The following is a 19,295-nucleotide window of genomic DNA, read 5'->3' on the forward strand; positions in this document are numbered from 1 at the left end:
CGGCCACCCTTTGCGCACCTTGGCACCGACCATGAGACGTCGTGTGTGCCGAACGCCGTTTCCGGCAGCCCGGAAACCGACGGTACAACATGAAAAGAATGCTGATTAACGCAACTCAACCCGAAGAGTTGCGTGTAGCCCTGGTGGACGGCCAACGTCTCTACGACCTGGACATCGAGTCCGGCGCGCGTGAGCAGAAAAAGGCCAACATCTACAAAGGCAAGATCACCCGCATCGAACCCAGCCTCGAAGCCGCTTTCGTCGACTTCGGTTCCGAACGTCACGGCTTCCTGCCGCTGAAAGAAATCTCCCGCGAATACTTCAAGAAAACCCCGGAAGGCCGGGTGAACATCAAGGAAGTGCTCAGCGAAGGCCAGGAAGTCATCGTTCAGGTCGAGAAGGAAGAGCGTGGCAACAAAGGTGCCGCCCTCACCACCTTCATCAGCCTGGCCGGCCGCTACCTGGTACTGATGCCCAACAACCCGCGCGCCGGTGGCATCTCGCGCCGCATCGAAGGCGAAGAGCGCAACGAACTGCGCGAAGCCCTGAACGGCCTGACCGTACCGGGCGACATGGGCCTGATCGTGCGCACCGCCGGCCTGGGCCGCAGCAGCGAAGAAATGCAGTGGGACCTGGACTACCTGCTGCAATTGTGGACCGCCATCAAGGAAGCGTCCCTGGACCGCGCCGCGCCGTTCCTGATCTACCAGGAAAGCAACGTCATCATCCGCGCCATCCGCGACTACCTGCGCCAGGACATCGGCGAAGTATTGATCGACAGCATCGACGCCCAGGAAGAAGCCCTGACCTTCATCCGCCAGGTGATGCCGCAGTACGCCAGCAAGGTCAAGCTCTACGAAGACAGCGTGCCGCTGTTCAACCGCTTCCAGATCGAAAGCCAGATCGAAACCGCCTTCCAGCGCGTGGTCGACCTGCCGTCCGGTGGCTCGATCGTGATCGACCCGACCGAAGCCCTGGTGTCCATCGACATCAACTCGGCGCGCGCCACCAAAGGCAGCGACATCGAAGAAACCGCCCTGCAGACCAACCTGGAAGCGGCCGAGGAAATCGCCCGCCAGTTGCGCCTGCGTGACATCGGCGGCCTGATCGTCATCGACTTCATCGACATGACCCCGGCCAAGAACCAGCGCGCCGTCGAAGAGCGCGTGCGTGAGTGCCTGGAAGCCGACCGCGCCCGCGTGCAGGTTGGGCGCATCTCGCGCTTTGGCCTGCTGGAAATGTCCCGTCAGCGCCTGCGCCCATCGCTGGGTGAAAGCAGCGGCATCGTCTGCCCACGTTGCTCCGGCACCGGCATCATCCGTGACGTCGAGTCGCTGTCGCTGGCCATCCTGCGCCTGATCGAAGAAGAAGCCCTGAAAGACCGCACCGCCGAAGTGCGTGCCCAGGTGCCAATCCCGGTAGCAGCGTTCCTGCTCAACGAAAAGCGTAATTCCATCACCAAGATCGAGCTGCGCACCCGTGCGCGCATCATCATCCTGCCGAACGATCACCTGGAAACCCCGCACTTCGAAGTCCAGCGCCTGCGCGACGACAACCCGGAAGTGCTGAACAACCAGTCCAGCTACGAAATCGCCGCCAGCGAAACCGAAGAAGCACCACAACCGACTGCCACCCGTACCCTGGTTCGCCAGGAAGCGGCCGTGAAAACTGCCCCGGCCCGCGCCAATGCACCGGTACCGGCCGCCGCCGAAGAGCACCAGCCTGCACCGGCCGCCGCCGCGCCGAGCGCGCCGGAGCCAAGCCTGTTCAAGGGCCTGGTCAAGTCGCTGGTCAGCCTGTTCGCCGGCAAGGACGAGCCTGCCGCTGCCCCGGTCGCCCCTGCCGCCGAAAAACCGGCCGCCGAGCGCAGCCCACGCAACGAAGAACGCCGCAACGGCCGCCAGCAAAGCCGCAACCGCAATGGCCGCCGCGACGAAGAGCGCAAGCCGCGTGAAGAGCGTGCCGAGCGCCAGCCACGCGAAGAACGTGCACCACGTGAAGAACGTGCCCCACGCGAAGAGCGGGCACCGCGGGAAGAACGCGCACCACGCCAGCCACGCGAAGACCGCCGCGGCAACCGTGGCGAAGAGCGCGTACGCGAACTGCGCGAGCCGCTGGACGCTACCCCACCGGCCGAACGCGAAGAGCGCCAGCCACGTGAAGAACGTGTAGCCCGTGAAGAACGCGCCCCACGTGAAGAGCGTGCACCGCGTGAAGAGCGGGCCCCTCGCGAAGAGCGTGCCCCACGTGAAGAACGCGCCCCTCGTGAAGAGCGTGCACCACGTGAAGAACGCGCCCCGCGTGAAGAGCGTGCACCACGTGAAGAACGCGCCCCGCGTGAAGAACGTGCTCCGCGTGAAGAACGTGCTCCGCGTGAAGAGCGCGCCCCGCGCCCACCCCGTGAAGAGCGTCAGCCACGCGCGGCCGAAGAAGCGGCCGAACAGGCTGCCGAGCTGGCCGAAGAGCAACTGCCGAATGAAGAACAACTGCAAGACGAGCAGGAAGGCACCGATGGCGAGCGTCCGCGCCGCCGCTCGCGTGGCCAGCGTCGCCGCAGCAACCGTCGTGAACGTCAGCGCAATGCCAATGGCGAGCTGATCGACGGCGAAGAAGAAGGCAGCGACGAACAGCCACAGCAGCACCAGGCCACCGAGCTGGGTGCTGAACTGGCGGCCGGCCTGGCTGTAACTGCAGCGGTTGCTACCAGCAACATCAGCAGCGACGCCGAAGCCCAGGCCAACCAGCAGGCCGAGCGCGCCACCGCTGACGTCGTTGCCGCTGCAGCAACCGACAACAGCGAAGCCGCCCAGCCGGTTGAGCAGGCTGAAAAGCTCGAGCAAGTCGAAGTTGTCACCAAGGTTGAAGAAGTGGCCGTGGCCCCAGTGGTCGAGCAGCCGGTCAGCGAGCCTGTGGCCGTGGTCGAGGCAACTGCCGAGCCAGTGGTCGAAGTCGCGCCACAACCGGTCGTCGAAGAAGCGCCTGTTGCCGAGCCGGCCGTGGCTGTCGAAGCCCCGGTAGAAGCGCCAGCTGTCGAAGCCGGTGAAATCGAGCAGGCCCCGACCGTGGTCGAGGCTGCGCCGGCTGCCGAACAGCCTGCCCCGGTTGCCGAAGCCCAGCCAGAAGTAGTGGCCGAGCCTGCACCTGTGGTTGTCGAGCCTGCGCCGGTCGCGGCCCCAGCTGTGGTAGAGCCTGCCACTGTCATGCTGGCCAACGGCCGTGCGCCGAATGACCCGCGTGAAGTTCGCCGCCGCAAACGTGAGGCCGAGGCTGCTGCCAAAGCCGCGCAGGAAGCTGCTGCAGCCGCCGGAGAGCCAGCCCTGGAAACCGCCGATGAGCAAAAGCCTCATCATGGTTGATAGCCAAGGCTGAATGAAAAAGCCCCGCCAGTGCGAACTGGCGGGGCTTTTTCTTGGCCTATCACTTTATGTCAGCGCCGGCGCTGCCCTTTGTAGGAGCGGCCTTGTGTCGCGATGGGGCGCAAAGCGGCCCCAGGAATATTTGCATTGACGCTGAAATCTGGGGCCGCTACGCGCCCCATCGCGACACAAGGCCGCTCCTACAGGTTCTGCACCGACCTCTAATTCAGTACAGGTTAGGCTCCATCTCCAGCTCAACCCCGAACCGTTCGAGGATATCGGCCTGGATCCGTCGCGCCAGCGCATGCATCTGCGCCCCGCTCGCCTGGCCATAGTTGACCAGCACCAGCGACTGCAAGCGATGCACCCCGGCATCACCCTCGCGATAGCCCTTCCAGCCTGCCTGCTCGATCAACCAGCCTGCGGCCAGCTTTACCTGACCGTCAGCCTGCGGATAGGCGACCACGCCGGGGTACTGCGCACGGATGCGCGCCACGCATTCGGCCGAAACTACCGGGTTCTTGAAGAAGCTTCCGGCATTACCCAGCTCGGCCGGGTCTGGCAGCTTTTCGCGGCGAATGCTGCAGATCGCATCGCTGATCGCCTGCGCCGTCGGTTCGGTCACGCCCTGCTCTGCCAGGCGCTGGCGGACCGGGCCGTAGTCCAGGTGCGCGTGCAGGGTACGGCTCAAGGCAAACCGCACCCGCAGGATCAACCACCGGCCTGGGTTACGCTTGAATACGCTGTCGCGGTAACCGAAGGCACAGTCCGCCAGCGCGAAGTCGCGCAGCTCGCCCGTCTCGCGGTCCAGGGCCGTAAGGCCGACGAACACGTCCTTGATCTCCACCCCGTAGGCACCCACGTTCTGCATGGGTGCAGCGCCCACGGTGCCAGGGATCAGGCTGAGGTTCTCCAAGCCGCAAAAACCCTGCGCCAGGGTCCACTGCACGAACGGGTGCCAGGGCTCGCCGGCCTCGGCTTCGACCACCACATGCTCGCCGTCATCACTGAGCACCCGGCGGCCCTGGCTGGCCATGTGCAAGACCAGCGCATCGATATCGCGCGTCAGCAGCAAGTTGCTGCCGCCCCCGATCACCAGCACTGGCAACGCCAGGCGCTGAGCCTGGCTCAGCGCCTGGCGCACATGCAGGTCATTGCGGGCCTGGCTGAAATAACGCGCCTTCACGTCGATGCCGAAGGTGTTGTAAGGCTTGAGCGATACCTGCTCCTGCCATTGCCCGGTCATAACCGCCCCTTGATTTCCAGCACCAGCGCCTGGCAGGCCGATTCGATCAGGTCGAGTACCTGCTCAAAGCCATCGGCGCCGCCGTAGTACGGGTCAGGCACTTCATCCAATGCCGCACCATAGCGGCGCAGGAACAGGTCAAGCTCGCCCGTCGCCGTTGGCGGGCGCAGGGCACGCAGGTCGCGAAGGTTGCTCTCGTCCATGGCCAGCACCAGATCGTATTCGGCGAAGTGCCGCTGCTTGACCTGCTGCGCGCGTTGCCTGGACAAGTCATAGCCACGCGCCAGCGCCGCCTTGCAGGTGCGGCTGTCGGGTGGTTTGCCAACGTGCCAGTCGCCCGTACCCGCGGAGGCCACCTGCACGCGGTCGGCGAGCCCGGCAGCCTGTAGCTGGTGGCGCAGCACGCCTTCGGCAGTGGGCGAGCGGCAAATGTTGCCCAGGCACACGAACAGTACGCGCATCAGGCCTCCAGCAAGCGCCGTACGCGCTCCAGGTCTTCTGGGGTGTCTACACCCACGGCAGGCGCCTCGATCGCGTCCTCGACGTGGATGCGCACACCGTGCCACAGGGCACGCAACTGCTCCAGGGCTTCGGTCTGCTCCAGCCAGCAGGGGCCCCAGCTGACGAAGTCGTGGAGGAAGCCCACGCGGTAGGCGTACATGCCGATATGGCGGCGGTAAGGCACGCCGGCTGGCAACTGGTCCTGGCCTTTGGCGAAGGTGTCACGCGCCCACGGCAGCGGCGCCCGGCTGAAGCTCAGGGCAAGGCCGTGCTTGTCGCTGACCACCTTCACCGCATTGGGGTTGAACACGGTTTCCGGCTCATGGATCTGCTCGGCCAGGGTGGCGATGGCCGCTTGCGGGTGGGCAGCCAGGTTGGCAGCTACCTGGTCGATGATCACCGGCGGGATCAGCGGCTCGTCACCCTGCACGTTGACCACGATGGCATCGGCCGCCAGGCCCAGTTGGGTCGCCACTTCAGCCAGGCGGTCGGTACCCGACTCATGGTCGACACGGGTCATCAGCACTTCGGCGCCAAATGCCTGGCAAGCTTCGAAGATGCTGGCATCGTCGGTAGCAATGACCACGCGGCTGGCCGCGCTCTTGCGCGCCTGCTCCCATACATGTTGCACCATCGGCTTGCCGGCGATGGCCAGCAGCGGCTTGCCTGGCAAGCGCGTGGAACGCAGGCGGGCAGGAATCACCACGGTGTAGTCAAGGCTCATTTGTCCAGGCGCTCGTCGTCGGTCAGGGTACGTGCCTCGCTCTCCAGCATGACCGGGATACCGTCGCGAATCGGGTAGGCCAGGCCGGCACCCTTGCTGATCAGCTCGGTCTTGTCGGCGCTGAGCTTGAGCGGGCCCTTGGTGATCGGGCAGGCGAGGATATCGAGCAGTTTGGTGTCCATTGAAGGCTTCCTTTAGGCCAGATGGCCAGAAATGAAAACGGGCTCAGGGCTTGTGCAGCAAACGCTGCAGCTGGCTGTCGAACCAGGCGCTGAATGCCGGCGTGGGCTGTGCTTCGACAGCCAGGTACCACCAGTCGTCGGCGGCGAAGGCGCGGCATTTCACGGCGTCTTTCTCGGTCATGACCAGCGGTAGCGGTGGGCTGAAGGCCAGGCTCCGGGCGCTGAAGTGTGCATGGTCGGCAAAAGGGTGCGGCAGCGGCTGCCAGTTTAGCCCCAGCAGGGTATTGAAGAAACGTTGCGGGTTGCCGATACCGGCCACCGCGTGCAGGCGCTGGCCGGCGGGAAAATGGTCGAGTGCGCGGCGCTCGCCGCTGCGCAGGTTGACCAGTGCGGATGGCTGCAGGCGCAGGCCAAAGCCACCGGCACGGTCTTCGTCGGCACCATTGAACAGCACCGCGTCGGCGCCCTGCAGGCGTTCGGCAGGCTCGCGCAGCGGGCCGGCCGGCAGGCAGCGGCCGTTGCCCAGGCCACGCGCGGCATCGATCAGGACCAGCTCCAGGTCACGTGCCAGGCGGTAGTGCTGCATGCCGTCATCACACAGGATCAGGTCCAACGGTTCACTGGCCAGCAGGGCCTGCACGGCCCTGGCGCGATCTGGGTCGATCATCAGCGGTACCCCACTGCGCTGCACGATCAGCAGCGGTTCGTCCCCGGCCTGTTCGGCCGACTGGTCGGCCAGCACCCGCCACGGCAACTGCGGCGGTTTGGCGCCATAGCCACGGCTGACCACGCCGACGTTCAGCCCCTGCTGGCGGCAATGCTCGATCAGCCAGAGAATCATCGGTGTCTTGCCGGTGCCACCCACGGTGATATTGCCCACCACGATGACCGGCACCGGTGCGCGGTAGCTGGCACTTTCACCCTTTAGAAAGCGCGCGCGCTTGCGCGTGACCACGCGGCGGTACAACACCTCCAGCGGGCGCAGTAGCGCCAGCGCCGGGTGCCCGGCGTACCAGGCGGCGAGCAGGCGGTCGGCGATAGCCATCAGGGCGTGCCCTGGGCCGCCTCGACGGTGGTCATGCGCAATTGGCTGAAGCCGAGCTTGCCGGCAGCATCCATCGCAGTGACCACAGCCTGGTGCGGGGTCTTGCCATCGGCACTGATGGCCAGCGGCAGCTTGTTGTCACCACCCGACTCACGCTTGATGGCCTCGCTCAGGGTGGCCAGGTCGCTCTTGGGCAGCAGGTGGTTGTTAACCGAGTACACGCCTTCGGCGCTGATGGTGATTTCCACCAGCTTGCCCTGGTCGGCCGGCGCCTGCTCGGCACTGGCGGCCTCCGGCAGCTCGACCCGCAGCTGCGTTTCACGGGTGAAGGTGGTGGTGACCACGAAGAACAGCAGCAGCACGAATACCACGTCGATCAGCGACGCCAGGTTGATGTCGACGTTCTCCCGCTGGCGATTGCGCCGGAACTTCACGCCTTGCCTCCGGCCACTTCCACTTCGCGGTCGCCCTGCAGCACTTCCACCAGCTTGATCGCCTCCTGCTCCATGCCCACCACCAGTTCATCGATGCGGCGCAGCAGGAAACGGTGGAAGAACACCGCCGGAATACCGACCATCAGGCCCGCCGCCGTGGTGACCAGGGCCTTGGAAATACCACCGGCCAGTACCGCGGCGTTGGCGGTCATCTGCGTGCCCATGAAGGCACTGAAGATGTCGATCATGCCCAGCACGGTGCCCAGCAGGCCCAGCAGCGGGGCCATGGCGGCGATGGTGCCGAGGGTGCTGATGTAGCGCTCCAGCTCGTGAATGACGCGCGAAGCTGCCTCTTCGATGCACTCTTTCATGATTTCGCGGCCATGGCGCGAATTGGCCAGGCCCGCGGCGAGGATCTCACCCAGTGGCGAATCGGCGCGCAGCGCCTTGAGCTTGTCACTGGTGAGTTGCTTGTCCTTGATCCATATCCAGACCTGGCCGAGCAAGTGTGGCGGGGTGACGCGGCTGGCGCGCAGGGTCCACAGGCGCTCGATGACGATAGCCATGGCAGCGATGGAGCTCAGAATGATCGGCAGCATCATCCAACCACCGGACTTGACCAATTCCCACACAGTAAACGCCCCTTCGGATAAAGGCCGCCACTCTACCATAGGCACGGCGGAGGCTCATCTGCCGGAGGTCAGGGAGCATGCCTTGGATGGGTATCAGGGCTGACAGGGGCATGCCTTGGGTTTTCCAGCGCCTGTGAGATCGAGCGCTGAATGTGTCGAGGCGAACGCTTCGGTGCTCGATCTCACACGCGCTGAAGATCTTGTGGCAAGCACCTGCAAGCCCCTCCCCTCACTCCCCCCGAGCCCGCCAGAACCGCCGCTGCCCCCGCATACCCTCAACCTCCCCCCACCCGCCCAGCACCAACCGCAAAGCCCCCTGCACCGCCGTGTCATGCACCACCACCCCATGCCGCCGGTACCGCTCCACCACCTGCGCATGCGGGTGCCCAAAGCTATTATTGCGCCCCCGCGATATCAGCACCCCACGCGGCGCCGTGGCACGCATGAACCCCTCGCTGGAAGAACTGCGGCTGCCATGGTGCGGCGACTGCAGCCAGTCGATGCGTGGCGCGTCGGTTGCCGCCAGCCAGGCACGCTCCGCCCCTGCCTCCATGTCGCCGGCCAGCAACAACCGCTCGCCCTGCGCCTCGACCAGCAACACACAGGAGCGGTCATTACTGCTGCGCCCTTGCGCCCAGCGCCACAGCGAGAAGCGCACACCATCCCATTCCCATTGCTCGCCACTGGCACAGGGTTGCAACTGAACATCATCCAGCGCTTCCCCACCGATAACCCGCTCGACCGGCAAACCCCGCTGTATCGCCCCAGCACCGCCGGCATGATCGGCGTGGGCATGGCTGATCAGCATCACGTCCAGGTGACTCACCCCCAACTTGCGCAAGGTCGGCAACACCACCCGCTCCCCCAAGTCGTAGTCGCCCCTCGCCGGCCCGGCGTCATACAGCAGATTGTGATGCCGGGTGCGCAACAGCACCGCCAAGCCTTGGCCGACGTCCAGTTGCCAGACCTCCACCTGCCCGAAAGGCACCGGCTCGCGCGGCACCCAGAGGGCCAACAGCATCACCCCGCCCAACCCTCGCAGCGGCACACCACGGGGCAGCAGCACCAGCAAAGCCCCCAGGCAGACCAGCAGCCAGGCCCATAGCGGCAGGGCTGGCGGCACCCATGCCGGGCGTTGCTGCGCAACCAGCGCCAACACCCGAAACAGCACGTCCAGCAAGCCACCTGCCAGCCACAACAAGGCCTCCCCAGCCTCACCCAACGGCAACAGCAAGGTGCCCAGCAAGGCCAACGGCAGTACCGCCAGGCTCACCCATGGCACCGCCACCAGGTTGGCCAGCGGCGCACTCAGGCTCACCGGCAAGCCCACGGCCAGCAGCACCGGCAACAAACCGATGGCAATCACCCACTGCGCCCGCGTCCAGGCCTGCCATGGCCGCCATGCCCCCAGGCGGGCACTGAAGCAAAACACCAGCGTGGCCACGGCGCCGAACGACAGCCAGAAGCCCGGAAGCAGCACCGCCAGCGGCTCGACCAGCAACACGGCCACCAGCGCCAGCAACAGTGGCAGGAACGCCCCCAGGTGCCGAAAACGCAGCCGCCAGAGCAACACCACGGCCAGCATCAGGCAGGCACGCTGCACCGGCACCCCCGCGCCGGCCAGCCAGCCGTAGGCCAGTGCCGCACCCATGGCCAGCGCGCACGCCGAGGGCAGCCACGGCAGCCGTGCGGGCCACAGCCCCCAGCGGGCCAACCCGGCGACCAGGCCGTAGAGCAAACCGGCAACCAGGCCAATGTGCTGGCCGGAAATGACCAACAAGTGCACCGTGCCGGTGGCCTGCAACGTCTGCCAATCTTCCCGCGCCAGGCCGGCCCCGTCGCCGAGCACCAGGGCCACCAGCGCGGCCTGCCGGCCGTTGGCATCGACCGCCAGCAAGCGCTGGCGCAGCGAATCCCGCCAACCATAGCTGGCCGGCGCCAGCAGCTGCCCCGCCTTCACCGTACCGGTAGCGCCGACCCGCCGGGCCAGCAACTGCGCTTCACGGTCCGGCCCATGCGGGTTCAACAACCCGGCCGGGCGCTGCAAGGTCACCGCCAGCCGCCACTGCTCGCCGGCCCGTACCGGCGGCCCGTCGAACCAGCTGACTTGCAGGCGTTGTGGCAATTCGGCACGGCGCGAACGGGCGGCCTCCAGCTCGAAACGCACACCGTGCGCAGTCCGCGCCGGCAAGCCGACCACCCGCCCCTCCAGCCACAAGGTGCGGCCATCCAAAGCGGCCGCCAGCCGGTCATCCAGGGCCTGCTGGGCAGACCAGCTGGCCCAGCACAGCCCCAACAGAAAACAGCCCAATGGCCACCCGCGGCTGAACAGGCAGACGCCAGCGCAAGCCGCCAGCACCCACAACCACCCGTCCGGTGGCAATGCAGGAAGAAAGCCCAGGCACAGCAGCCCGAGCGCAAGCGCCAACATCCCTGTGCGCATGAGGTAGAGCTCCAGAAGCCAAATCACCTTCTGAGGCATAGCCCAATTGCCGGCACGGCTTGCTCAACAATTGTCACAAACTCTGAACGAGGCTGAGCGGGATTAAGGGCATACTGCCCGGGTCAACGCTCCGGGAGCCTACATGCCGCGCCGACTTTTCAAACGCTACATGCCGGACCCGACCAGTATTCGGGAACACAAGTCCTTACGCTTTTTCGGCAAGTTGCTGCACGACCCGAACCTCTGGCACCTGAACCGCCATTCGGTGGCGCGGGCCATGGGCGTTGGCCTGTTCGCGGCGCTGATTCCGATGCCGGCGCAGATGCTGCTGGCCGCCGCGCTGGCCATTCCGGTACGCGGCAACCTGCCGATCGCGGTCAGCCTGGTGTGGTTGACCAACCCACTGACCATGCCGCCGGTGTTCTTCGTCACCTATATGACCGGCGCCTGGCTGATGCAGGTACCACCGCGCACATTGCCTGACGAACTGACCTTCGAGTGGATCACCGACCAGCTGTCGACGCTGTGGCAACCCTTCCTGCTCGGCTCGGTGGTGTGCGGCGTGGTGCTGGGCATCCTTGGCTACTTCGGCACCATGCTGTACTGGCGCTGGTGGGTGGGCCGGCAGTGGCGGCGGCGCCAATGCCGGTGCAAGGCCTCAGGCGCGCATGCCGCGGCCGCTGACCAGCAGGCGCACACACAGCAGGTAGAGCACCGCGGTGGCCACCAGCATGAAGGTGATGGCCGTACCAATGCTGATATCCGACACCCCTAGGATGCCGTAGCGGAACGAGTTGACCATGTGCAGCACCGGGTTGGCCAGCGACACGGTCTGCCAGAATGGCGGCAGCAGGTTGATCGAATAGAACACCCCACCCAGGTAAGTCAGTGGCGTCAGCACGAAGGTCGGGATGATCGAAATGTCATCGAAGTTGCGCGCGAACACCGCGTTGACGAAGCCCAGCAGCGAGAAGATGGTCGCGGTCAGCAGCACCACGGCCACGGTCACGCCCAGGTGGTGCACCTGCAGGTCGGTGAAGAACATCGACAGGATGGTCACGATCACCCCCACCGCCAGGCCACGCAACACGCCGCCCAGCACATAGCCGACGAGAATGATGTGCGGCGATACCGGCGACACCATCAGTTCTTCGATCGAGCGCTGGAACTTGCTGCCGAAGAAGCTCGACACCACGTTGCCATAAGAGTTGGTGATCACCGACATCATGATCAGCCCGGGCACGATGTACTGCATGTAGGTGAAACCACCCATGTCACCGATCTGCCGGCCGATCAGGTTACCGAAAATCACGAAGTACAGGACCATGGTGATCGCGGGCGGCAGCAGGGTCTGCGGCCAGATGCGCAGAAAACGCCGCACTTCACGGTAGACGATGGTGTTCAGGGCGACCCAGTTGGTACGCAGTTCCACACTCATACGGCCACCTTCGACAGGTTTTTTTCCACCAGGGACACGAACAGCTCCTCGAGTCGGTTGGTCTTGTTGCGCAGGCTTTGCACTTCGATGCTCTGCAGGGCCAGCTGGCCGAACAGCGCGGTAATGCCGATGTCCTTGTCCACCTGCACTTCCAGCGTGTGCGGGGTCAGCAGCCGGCAAGGGTAGCCTTGCAACACCGGCGCCGTGGCCAGGTCCTGCTTGAGGTCGAGGACGAAGGTTTCGACATGCAGCTTGCCCAGCAACTGGCGCATGCTGGTGTTCTCGACGATGGTGCCGTGGTCGATGATGCCGATGTTACGGCACAGCTGCTCAGCCTCTTCCAGGTAATGGGTGGTGAGGATGATGGTGATGCCCTTCTGGTTCAGCTCGGTGAGAAAGCTCCACATCGACCGGCGCAGCTCGATGTCCACCCCGGCGGTAGGTTCGTCCAGGATCAGCAGGCGCGGCTCGTGAATCAGCGCGCGGGCAATCATCAGGCGGCGCTTCATGCCACCAGACAACGAACGCGACTGCACGTCGCGCTTGTCCCACAGGCCCAGCTGGGTCAGATATTGCTCGGCGCGCTCCTTGGCCAGTTTGGGCGGGATACCGTAGTAGCCGGCCTGGGTCACCACGATATCGAAGGTTTTCTCGAACTGGTTGAAGTTGAATTCCTGCGGCACCACGCCCAGGCAGCGCTTGAGCGCGGCGGGCTCGCGGTCCAGGTCATGGCCGAACACGTTGACCGTGCCGCTGGTCTTGTTCACCAGCGTGGACAGGATGCCGATGGTGGTGGACTTGCCGGCGCCGTTGGGGCCGAGCAAGGCGAAGAAATCACCTTCGGCAACGTCCAGGTCGATGCCCTTGAGGGCCTGGAAGCCGTTGCCGTAGGTTTTGGTGAGCTGTCGGATGGACAGGGCAGAACTCATAGCGGGTCACTTACCGAAGAATAAGGTGCAGGACACGCCAGATAACGTCACTGGCGCAGTGAGTGCGGCCAATGGTGCAAGGCCTGGCCGCACAAGTACAGTCATGTGTATTGATAGTGACTATCGAAACAGCCGTGGTGTTCGATTCAGGTCAGCGCCGTCATCACCGCAGCCTGGTAGGCCGGGCGTGCCTTGAGGCGTGCGTACCAGGCTTCCAGATGCTGCATGGCCGGGCGCTCGATGGGCAGCTCGAACCAGGCGTAGGCGAAGCACCCCAGTGGGATGTCGCCCATGCCGATCTGGTCACCGGAAAGATACGGCTGCTGGGCCAGGGCAGCATCGGCCATCGCCAGCAGCTCGGCACAGCGCTTGTGCGCAGCGTTGATCGCCACCCAGTCGCGCTGGTCTTCCGGGGTACGCAGCAGGCCCCAGAACAGTGGGCGGAAGGGGGTTGCCAAGGCTGAGGTGGTCCAGTCCATCCACTTGTCGGCCAGGGCGCGCTGGCGCGGGTCTTCCAGGTACCAGCCTTGCTCGGCGCCGTACTCGGCGCACAGGTAGCGGACGATGGCGTTGGATTCCCACAGGACCAGGTCGCCGTCCTCCAGCAGGGGCACCAGGCCATTGGGATTGCGCGCGCGGTAGTGCGGCTCGTTGACCACGCCGAAAGCGCCGCCGGCGTCGATGGACTCGAAGTCCAGGCCCAGTTCGTGGGCAATCCACAGCGCCTTGCGCACATTGCTCGAATTCTTGCGGCCCCAGATCTTCAGCATGGCAACGTCCTTATGAATGCGGAGGTTGGACAGTCTACTCCAGAGTTTTGTCGCCTGTACTGGCCTCTTCGCGGGCGCGCCCGCTCCCACAGGTGTCTCACCCGTCTCGAACCCTGTGATATCCCTGTGGGAGCGGGCGTGCCCGCGAAGAGGCCGGCACAGGCTGAAAATATCCTGAAACTCCCACCGCCACACCCTGTCACTGTTCTGACCCCTGCCGTTCACGGCGTTACGTCTAAGCTGTCTGGGACGGTTCAAGCTCCCCTGGTTCCAAGGAGGACCGATTATGTGGCTGTTATGGTTGGTAGTGCTGGTGATCGGCGCGGCATACCTCACGCACCGGCGCCTGGCGCCCCTGCAGATTCTCGGCAGCGTGGCGGCCTATGTCCTGCTGATGAGCATTTTCAGCAGCGCCCCCGGCTGGCTGCTGGCGCTGATCTGGATCGTGCTGGCGTTCAAGGTGGCCGTGGTGGCGCTGCCCGACTGGCGCCGCAAGGTGTTCACCGGCCGGGTGTTCAACTGGTTCCAGCGCACCCTGCCGCCCATGTCGCAGACCGAGCGCGAGGCGATCGACGCAGGCACCGTCTGGTGGGACGGCGAACTGTTCAGCGGCCGCCCCGACTGGCGCACCCTGCTCGCCTACCCGGCACCGAAGCTGACCGAGGAAGAACAGGCCTTCATCGATGGCCCGACAGAAGCGCTGTGCGCCATGGTCAGCGACTGGCAGATCGGCCAGGACCTGGACCTGCCACCTGAAGCCTGGGCACACATCAAGGAAAACGGCTTCTTTGCCCTGATCATCCCCAAGGAATACGGCGGCAAAGGCTTCTCCGCCTACGCCCACTCCCAGGTAGCGATGAAACTGGCCACCCGCAGCGGCGACCTGGCCTCGACGGTGATGGTACCCAATTCCCTGGGGCCGGCCGAATTGCTGCTGCACTACGGCACCGATGAACAACGCAACCACTACCTGCCGCGCCTGGCCCGTGGCGAGGAAATCCCCTGCTTCGCCCTGACCGGCCCATTGGCCGGCTCCGACGCTGGCGCCATGCCCGACACTGGTGTCATCTGCAAAGGCCAATGGCAAGGCGAAGAAGTCCTCGGCCTGCGCCTGAACTGGGAAAAGCGCTATATCACCCTCGGCCCGGTGGCGACCCTGCTGGGCCTGGCCTTCAAGGCCTACGACCCGGACCATTTGCTGGGCGAGCAGGAAGCACTGGGCATCAGCCTGGCCCTGATCCCTACCGACACCCCCGGCGTCGAAATCGGCAAGCGCCACCTGCCGCTGGGCGCTGCCTTCATGAACGGCCCCAATAGCGGCAAGGACGTGTTCGTGCCGCTAAGCTTCCTGATCGGTGGCCAGGACATGCTTGGCAAAGGCTGGATGATGCTGATGAACTGCCTGTCGGTGGGCCGCTCCATTTCCCTGCCCGCCGTCGGCACGGGGGCCGCCAAGTACACCAGCCTGGTCACCGGCCAGTACGCCAATATCCGCGAACAGTTCAACGTGCCGCTGGCGGCATTCGAAGGCATCCAGGAATCCCTGGCGCGCATCGGCGGCAATGCCTGGCTGATGGACAGCGCCCGCCTGCTCACCGCCAAGGCCGTGGACCTGGGCGAGAAGCCCTCGGTGCTGTCGGCGATTCTCAAGTACCACCTCACCGAGCGCGGCCGTGAATGCATCCAGCATGCCATGGACGTGCACGGCGGCAAGGCCATCATCATGGGGCCGAACAACTACCTGGGCCGCAACTGGCAAGGGGCGCCGATCTTCATCACGGTCGAAGGCGCCAATATCCTCTCGCGCAACCTGATGATCTTCGGCCAGGGCGCCATCCGCTGTCACCCGTTCGTGCTCAAGGAGATGGCCCTGGCAAGCCGTGAAGACCGCGACCAGGCCCTGAAGGAATTCGACGACCTGCTGATGAAGCACATCATGTTCGCTGCCGGCAACGCGGCAAGCACACTCGTATTCAACCTTGGGCTGGGTCGATTGGAGAATGTGCCCGGTGATGCCTTGAGCCAAGGCTACTTCCGCGCCCTCAACCGCCAGGCATCAGCCTTTGCTCTGCTGGCCGACCTGTCGATGATGCTACTGGGCGGCGCGCTCAAACGTCGCGAACGCCTGAGCGCGCGGCTGGGCGACGTCCTGAGCTACCTGTACTTGGCCAGCGCCGCGCTCAAGCGCTATCACGACCTCGGCTCACCCAAGCACATGCAGCCGCTGCTGCGCTGGGCCATGGAAGAAAGCCTGGGCCAGGCGGAAACAGCCCTGGATCGGCTGCTGGACAATTTCCCCAACCGCTTCATTGGCTGCGCCCTGCGCGTGCTTGTGTTCCCCTTTGGCCGTCGTCACACCGGGCCCAGCGATGAACTGGACGCCGAAGTGGCAGCGCTGATTGGGCGTAGCAAAGGTGACCCGGCGCTGGAAGAGCTGCTTTCCGGTTGCTTCAGGCCCAAAACCGATGGAGATCCAGTGGCGGCGCTGCAACGGGCCTGCGAGTTGCTGGAGGAAGCTGCACCCTTGCACAAGGCGCTGCATCAGGCGATCAAGGGTGGCAAGGTACAGCCGACCCCTGGGCAATCGGCAATTGATGCAGCGGTACAGGCCGGTGCGCTTCAGCCAGGTGAAGGCCTACAGCTGCATGAGGCTGAAAAAGCCCGCAGAACCGTGATTGATGTGGACGCGTTCGACAAAGCGCAGTTGCTGCCCGAGCACGGCAAGGTACGCTGAAACCAGGGGCCGTTTTGCGGCCCCCTCCCTACCGGCGTATACTCCGCGCCCGTTTGACCTACCTCGAGGACCATGCCCATGGCCACCCCCCACCTGCAATACCACCTGCAACTGCTGAACCACCTGCGCACCATCTTGGTGGCCCTGGGTGACGCCGAGCAGGTATCGGAGGAAAGCCACGCCCTGTTCCTGGAGCGCTTCGACGAACTCCTGACCCTACTGCCGCAGGACCCACTGCAAAGCCAGTATCTGGGCCAGGACCTGACCTGTCAGGTGATCCAGCGCTACCCACAGATCGCTCATCTGGTACCCCGCGATTTGCTGTGGTTCTTCGGTGGTGACTGCCTGCATTTCATGCCTGACGAAGAGTTGGACCTGTACCAGCAACTCGAGGAGCGTCGCTACGAAGCCGAGCGCAACGACGAGCCGTTCGACTGGCACCAGGAAAAGCAGTTGCTCGCCCAGACGCCTCCATCGACCCACCACTGAACGGGCCATTGCTCAACGCGAGTAGTAGTCGACCAGCGTGTCAATATCGAGCATCGGCATCGCAATGATCGTCAGCCCCCAGCGCCATTCATCCACAGCGAAGGTGTCCTCCCCCATGACGACAGAGTAAGGGCTCGGGTTGCTCACATCTGGCCTGAAAACGCCAGCAATAACCGAGCCATTACCCGCAAGAACCCGCCACGATACCTGCGAGTCCGCAACCGCTTTTTCCTCTTGACGTCCGTTTAAGTAAAACAGTGAAAGTTTAAGGCCCAGGGCGTGCCGGGCAACCCGGATAAAGTGCGTGGGATGTACCCAACGAATCACAAACGTAGCATAGGCCTCCTGCCACGTGTCTGTTACTTTAATGATATCTGTCTCGGTCGGAGTAACCAGGACGCGCGGCAGGCGGCAGGTATGAATGTGTCTCCCCCCGTATTGAAACGCACCGCCGCTGGCAGTGATTGCGGCGGTTTGTAGTAGTGCTTGCCGTTCTGCAGGAGCAACTCGCCATGCAGCGTGCCCTCCGCGCCCCAGACTGGCTGCGCTCCCGCTGACATCAGCTGGATCTCTTCCAGATCGCCTCCATAGTCGCAAAGACTAATCAGCGGAGAGCATTTCAGCGCCTGCGCCTGGGTAGTTACTTTGGTTTGCGCCGTCTCAGAGCCAGAAAGAGCGTATACGCCAAAATAAAAATTTCCCGGCGGTATGTACCCTCCCATGGTCCACTTCATTGACCAGCTGGGCGCGAACAGGCCAACTACCCAGTCTTTGTCCACTGGCGGCAGCTGAGTCAGGGTGATTGGGAATGCCCCGACCTCAAAGGCGATAGCGACGTCTTCGGATGCTGGCACCAGAATCGGATCTGATCGGGCGGCTACCTGACCCGGCCCGTTGAAGACGTTGATCCGCATTGGTGACTCGCCATATTCGAAATAAACCCATACGTCGTCAAGCGCAACAGAAACTGGCTTTGACAAGGACGCGATCTTCATGCGCTTCAAGGGCTCGAAGTGCTGCTTGAACCGGTCGGCGCTCAATCGGTCATTTGCTATCACGTAAGTGGCAGGTTGCTCCCAGTGCACCACCGCCTCACTGCCTTTCCATTTATGGTATTCGATATGGCTGCTGTTGAGACCGAGGGTCACCTCAAGTACCTTGCCCGCGCTGCCGTCCGACTGCTCGATTCTCACAGCCTGGCGCGCATTCATGCCAATAGGTGTATTCAACGATAGCCGCAGGTCGGTCAGCAGGTTCTTGTCCAGTTTCAATGTTCGCCTTGACGTATCGAACTGCAACTTTGGGTAACCCAGATGCACCAAGGTCAGCTCCCAAGTCGTTCTGTTCATCTCGCGCTCGGAAACCACCAACTCACCCCCGTCCACATCGTGACCAATGAGTGTATGGCGCTTTGCCCATAAACCGTTCAGCTGCGTTTCATCGTTAAGGGCATAGAGGAGCAATATCGCAGGCTCTGCGGCAGCCGATGGGTCCGAGGCTGCTTTTGCCACAAGCTTATTGCCATCTTTGTCTTTCTGGGTGCTCATGTTCCCACTCCCATCAACAAAGCATTGATATGCCCATAATCACGCAGCATTGAAAACTGGCATTTTTACCAGTTGTCGTGCGGTAAGAAGCGACCCAATCTTGAAGCAGAATCACGCATTAGGCTTTTACCAGGCGCCAATCAGTATTTTCCTACATGCGACCATTATCAAACGACCTAATCTCTTCTCCCCCTGCCGTCAAGTTGTTCGGCAGAAATCCAGAGGCCGAAATGCCCTGCCTACAACGGGTCCACAGTGGAGTACAACATGAAGAAGAAGCTTATCCCGCTTGCCATCTTGCTTGGCCTTGCCAGCAATGCAGCATTCGCCAATACCGGCTCGATCAATTTCTACGGCCAGGTGCACGCCGGTACTTGTCCGATCGAACTCATCGACCCGTCGACCGGCCTGCCGCTATCGCGTATCAACATGGGCAACGTCAGCGTTTCGCAGTTCGCAGCCATAGGCGATGAAGCTGCATCGCGGGCCTTCGGCATGCGCGTCACCCCAGGTAATGGCTGCGTCGTAACCCCTAGCACCAGTGCCCAGGTGACCTTCACTGCCGCCTATGGCGGTGCCGGTACTGGTGGTGCGCTGTATGCACTGGAGCCAGGCGGGGCAGCCGACCTAGCCTTGATCATCAAGGACAACGCCGGTACACCGATAAACAACGGCTCGCCTTCCAAGGATTACCCATTGGACGACACGAACCCCACCACGATGATTTTCTCTGCGGCCTATAAGTCCATTGGCACCGGGGTCACCGCCGGCACCGCCAATACCGATGTGCAATTTCTTGTCGACATCCCATGAGAAAGCACCTCA

General features: G+C 63.7%; 17 protein-coding genes and 1 pseudogene. 5 read left to right on the forward strand and 13 right to left on the reverse strand.

Features of this window, described 5'->3' with window-relative positions:
- Positions 1-89 precede the first annotated feature (89 nt).
- Entirely contained in the window at positions 90-3,356 is a 3,267-nt protein-coding gene (gene rne / locus FPB55_RS18590; protein ID WP_178097526.1) for a ribonuclease E, read from the forward strand.
- 226 nt (positions 3,357-3,582) lie between these two features.
- On the opposite strand, the gene murB is transcribed toward rne, so the two are convergent.
- From murB to FPB55_RS18630, 8 genes are all read right to left on the reverse strand, one after another.
- Positions 3,583-4,602 carry a UDP-N-acetylmuramate dehydrogenase gene (gene murB / locus FPB55_RS18595; protein ID WP_009685204.1) on the reverse strand — a complete coding sequence of 340 codons (1,020 nt, stop codon included), beginning with the start codon at positions 4,600-4,602 and terminating at the stop codon, positions 3,583-3,585.
- Complete coding sequence (locus FPB55_RS18600; protein ID WP_009685205.1) at positions 4,599-5,063, reverse strand: low molecular weight protein-tyrosine-phosphatase; 465 nt, start codon at positions 5,061-5,063, stop codon at positions 4,599-4,601. Before FPB55_RS18600 ends, murB begins: the two co-directional genes overlap by 4 nt.
- A complete protein-coding gene (kdsB, locus tag FPB55_RS18605; RefSeq protein ID WP_009685206.1) occupies positions 5,063-5,827 on the reverse strand; it encodes a 3-deoxy-manno-octulosonate cytidylyltransferase in 765 nt (254 codons plus the stop codon). Before kdsB ends, FPB55_RS18600 begins: the two co-directional genes overlap by 1 nt.
- Entirely contained in the window at positions 5,824-6,009 is a 186-nt protein-coding gene (locus tag FPB55_RS18610; protein WP_003247142.1) for a Trm112 family protein, read from the reverse strand. The genes kdsB and FPB55_RS18610 overlap by 4 nt, the downstream gene beginning before the upstream one ends.
- A gap of 43 nt (positions 6,010-6,052) precedes the next feature.
- Positions 6,053-7,054 carry a tetraacyldisaccharide 4'-kinase gene (lpxK, locus tag FPB55_RS18615; RefSeq protein ID WP_144188996.1) on the reverse strand — a complete coding sequence of 334 codons (1,002 nt, stop codon included), beginning with the start codon at positions 7,052-7,054 and terminating at the stop codon, positions 6,053-6,055.
- Positions 7,054-7,488, reverse strand: a complete 435-nt coding sequence (locus tag FPB55_RS18620; RefSeq protein WP_144188998.1) for a biopolymer transporter ExbD — start codon at positions 7,486-7,488, stop codon at positions 7,054-7,056. The genes lpxK and FPB55_RS18620 overlap by 1 nt, the downstream gene beginning before the upstream one ends.
- On the reverse strand, positions 7,485-8,120 hold the full coding sequence (locus FPB55_RS18625) for a MotA/TolQ/ExbB proton channel family protein (protein ID WP_009685211.1): 636 nt from the start codon (positions 8,118-8,120) through the stop codon (positions 7,485-7,487). Before FPB55_RS18625 ends, FPB55_RS18620 begins: the two co-directional genes overlap by 4 nt.
- 229 nt (positions 8,121-8,349) lie before the next feature.
- Positions 8,350-10,563, reverse strand: coding sequence for a DNA internalization-related competence protein ComEC/Rec2 (locus FPB55_RS18630; RefSeq protein WP_144189000.1), 2,214 nt, complete (start codon positions 10,561-10,563; stop codon positions 8,350-8,352).
- A 142-nt stretch (positions 10,564-10,705) separates the two neighbouring features.
- Between FPB55_RS18630 and FPB55_RS18635 the strand changes: the two are divergent.
- Positions 10,706-11,218 (forward strand): annotated as a pseudogene (locus FPB55_RS18635) (DUF2062 domain-containing protein); the annotation flags it as partial.
- A gap of 3 nt (positions 11,219-11,221) precedes the next feature.
- On the opposite strand, the gene FPB55_RS18640 reads toward FPB55_RS18635, so the two are convergent.
- From FPB55_RS18640 to FPB55_RS18650, 3 genes are all read right to left on the reverse strand, one after another.
- Positions 11,222-12,001, reverse strand: a complete 780-nt coding sequence (locus FPB55_RS18640; RefSeq protein ID WP_009681883.1) for an ABC transporter permease — start codon at positions 11,999-12,001, stop codon at positions 11,222-11,224.
- Entirely contained in the window at positions 11,998-12,930 is a 933-nt protein-coding gene (locus tag FPB55_RS18645) for an ABC transporter ATP-binding protein (protein WP_144189004.1), read from the reverse strand. The genes FPB55_RS18640 and FPB55_RS18645 overlap by 4 nt, the downstream gene beginning before the upstream one ends.
- 146 nt (positions 12,931-13,076) lie before the next feature.
- Positions 13,077-13,700 (reverse strand): glutathione S-transferase, encoded by a 624-nt coding sequence (locus tag FPB55_RS18650; RefSeq protein ID WP_054913968.1) that lies wholly within the window; start codon positions 13,698-13,700, stop codon positions 13,077-13,079.
- Between the two features lie 286 nt (positions 13,701-13,986).
- Between FPB55_RS18650 and FPB55_RS18660 the strand changes: the two genes are divergently transcribed.
- Both FPB55_RS18660 and FPB55_RS18665 read left to right on the forward strand, forming a co-directional pair.
- The gene (locus tag FPB55_RS18660; protein WP_144189008.1) at positions 13,987-16,434 is read left to right on the forward strand and encodes an acyl-CoA dehydrogenase; all 2,448 of its coding nucleotides are present in this window, start codon (positions 13,987-13,989) and stop codon (positions 16,432-16,434) included.
- 78 nt (positions 16,435-16,512) lie between these two features.
- Positions 16,513-16,923 carry a PA2817 family protein gene (locus tag FPB55_RS18665; protein WP_115294539.1) on the forward strand — a complete coding sequence of 137 codons (411 nt, stop codon included), beginning with the start codon at positions 16,513-16,515 and terminating at the stop codon, positions 16,921-16,923.
- Between the two features lie 12 nt (positions 16,924-16,935).
- Here FPB55_RS18665 and FPB55_RS18670 read toward each other — a convergent pair whose 3' ends face one another.
- Together FPB55_RS18670 and FPB55_RS18675 are read right to left on the reverse strand one after the other, a co-directional pair.
- Entirely contained in the window at positions 16,936-17,250 is a 315-nt protein-coding gene (locus FPB55_RS18670; protein WP_144189010.1) for a hypothetical protein, read from the reverse strand.
- A 32-nt stretch (positions 17,251-17,282) separates the two neighbouring features.
- Positions 17,283-18,470 carry a hypothetical protein gene (locus FPB55_RS18675; RefSeq protein WP_144189012.1) on the reverse strand — a complete coding sequence of 396 codons (1,188 nt, stop codon included), beginning with the start codon at positions 18,468-18,470 and terminating at the stop codon, positions 17,283-17,285.
- A 267-nt stretch (positions 18,471-18,737) separates the two neighbouring features.
- Here FPB55_RS18675 and FPB55_RS18680 point away from each other — a divergent pair, with 267 nt between their 5' ends.
- Entirely contained in the window at positions 18,738-19,283 is a 546-nt protein-coding gene (locus FPB55_RS18680; protein WP_009681877.1) for a fimbrial protein, read from the forward strand.
- Positions 19,284-19,295 lie beyond the last annotated feature (12 nt).

It is taken from the genome of Pseudomonas sp. BJP69, from assembly GCF_007633355.1.
GTDB lineage: Bacteria > Pseudomonadota > Gammaproteobacteria > Pseudomonadales > Pseudomonadaceae > Aquipseudomonas > Aquipseudomonas juntendi.

Coding starts and splice junctions, on each gene's coding strand:
- FPB55_RS18640 (WP_009681883.1), bottom strand. CDS start 12,001: ATGAGTGTGGAACTGCGTACCAACTGGGTCGCCCTGAACACCATCGTC.
- kdsB (WP_009685206.1), bottom strand. CDS start 5,827: ATGAGCCTTGACTACACCGTGGTGATTCCTGCCCGCCTGCGTTCCACG.
- murB (WP_009685204.1), bottom strand. CDS start 4,602: ATGACCGGGCAATGGCAGGAGCAGGTATCGCTCAAGCCTTACAACACC.
- FPB55_RS18610 (WP_003247142.1), bottom strand. CDS start 6,009: ATGGACACCAAACTGCTCGATATCCTCGCCTGCCCGATCACCAAGGGC.
- FPB55_RS18645 (WP_144189004.1), bottom strand. CDS start 12,930: ATGAGTTCTGCCCTGTCCATCCGACAGCTCACCAAAACCTACGGCAAC.
- lpxK (WP_144188996.1), bottom strand. CDS start 7,054: ATGGCTATCGCCGACCGCCTGCTCGCCGCCTGGTACGCCGGGCACCCG.
- FPB55_RS18665 (WP_115294539.1), top strand. CDS start 16,513: ATGGCCACCCCCCACCTGCAATACCACCTGCAACTGCTGAACCACCTG.
- FPB55_RS18680 (WP_009681877.1), top strand. CDS start 18,738: ATGAAGAAGAAGCTTATCCCGCTTGCCATCTTGCTTGGCCTTGCCAGC.
- rne (WP_178097526.1), top strand. CDS start 90: ATGAAAAGAATGCTGATTAACGCAACTCAACCCGAAGAGTTGCGTGTA.
- FPB55_RS18600 (WP_009685205.1), bottom strand. CDS start 5,063: ATGCGCGTACTGTTCGTGTGCCTGGGCAACATTTGCCGCTCGCCCACT.
- FPB55_RS18630 (WP_144189000.1), bottom strand. CDS start 10,563: ATGCGCACAGGGATGTTGGCGCTTGCGCTCGGGCTGCTGTGCCTGGGC.
- FPB55_RS18650 (WP_054913968.1), bottom strand. CDS start 13,700: ATGCTGAAGATCTGGGGCCGCAAGAATTCGAGCAATGTGCGCAAGGCG.
- FPB55_RS18660 (WP_144189008.1), top strand. CDS start 13,987: ATGTGGCTGTTATGGTTGGTAGTGCTGGTGATCGGCGCGGCATACCTC.
- FPB55_RS18675 (WP_144189012.1), bottom strand. CDS start 18,470: ATGAGCACCCAGAAAGACAAAGATGGCAATAAGCTTGTGGCAAAAGCA.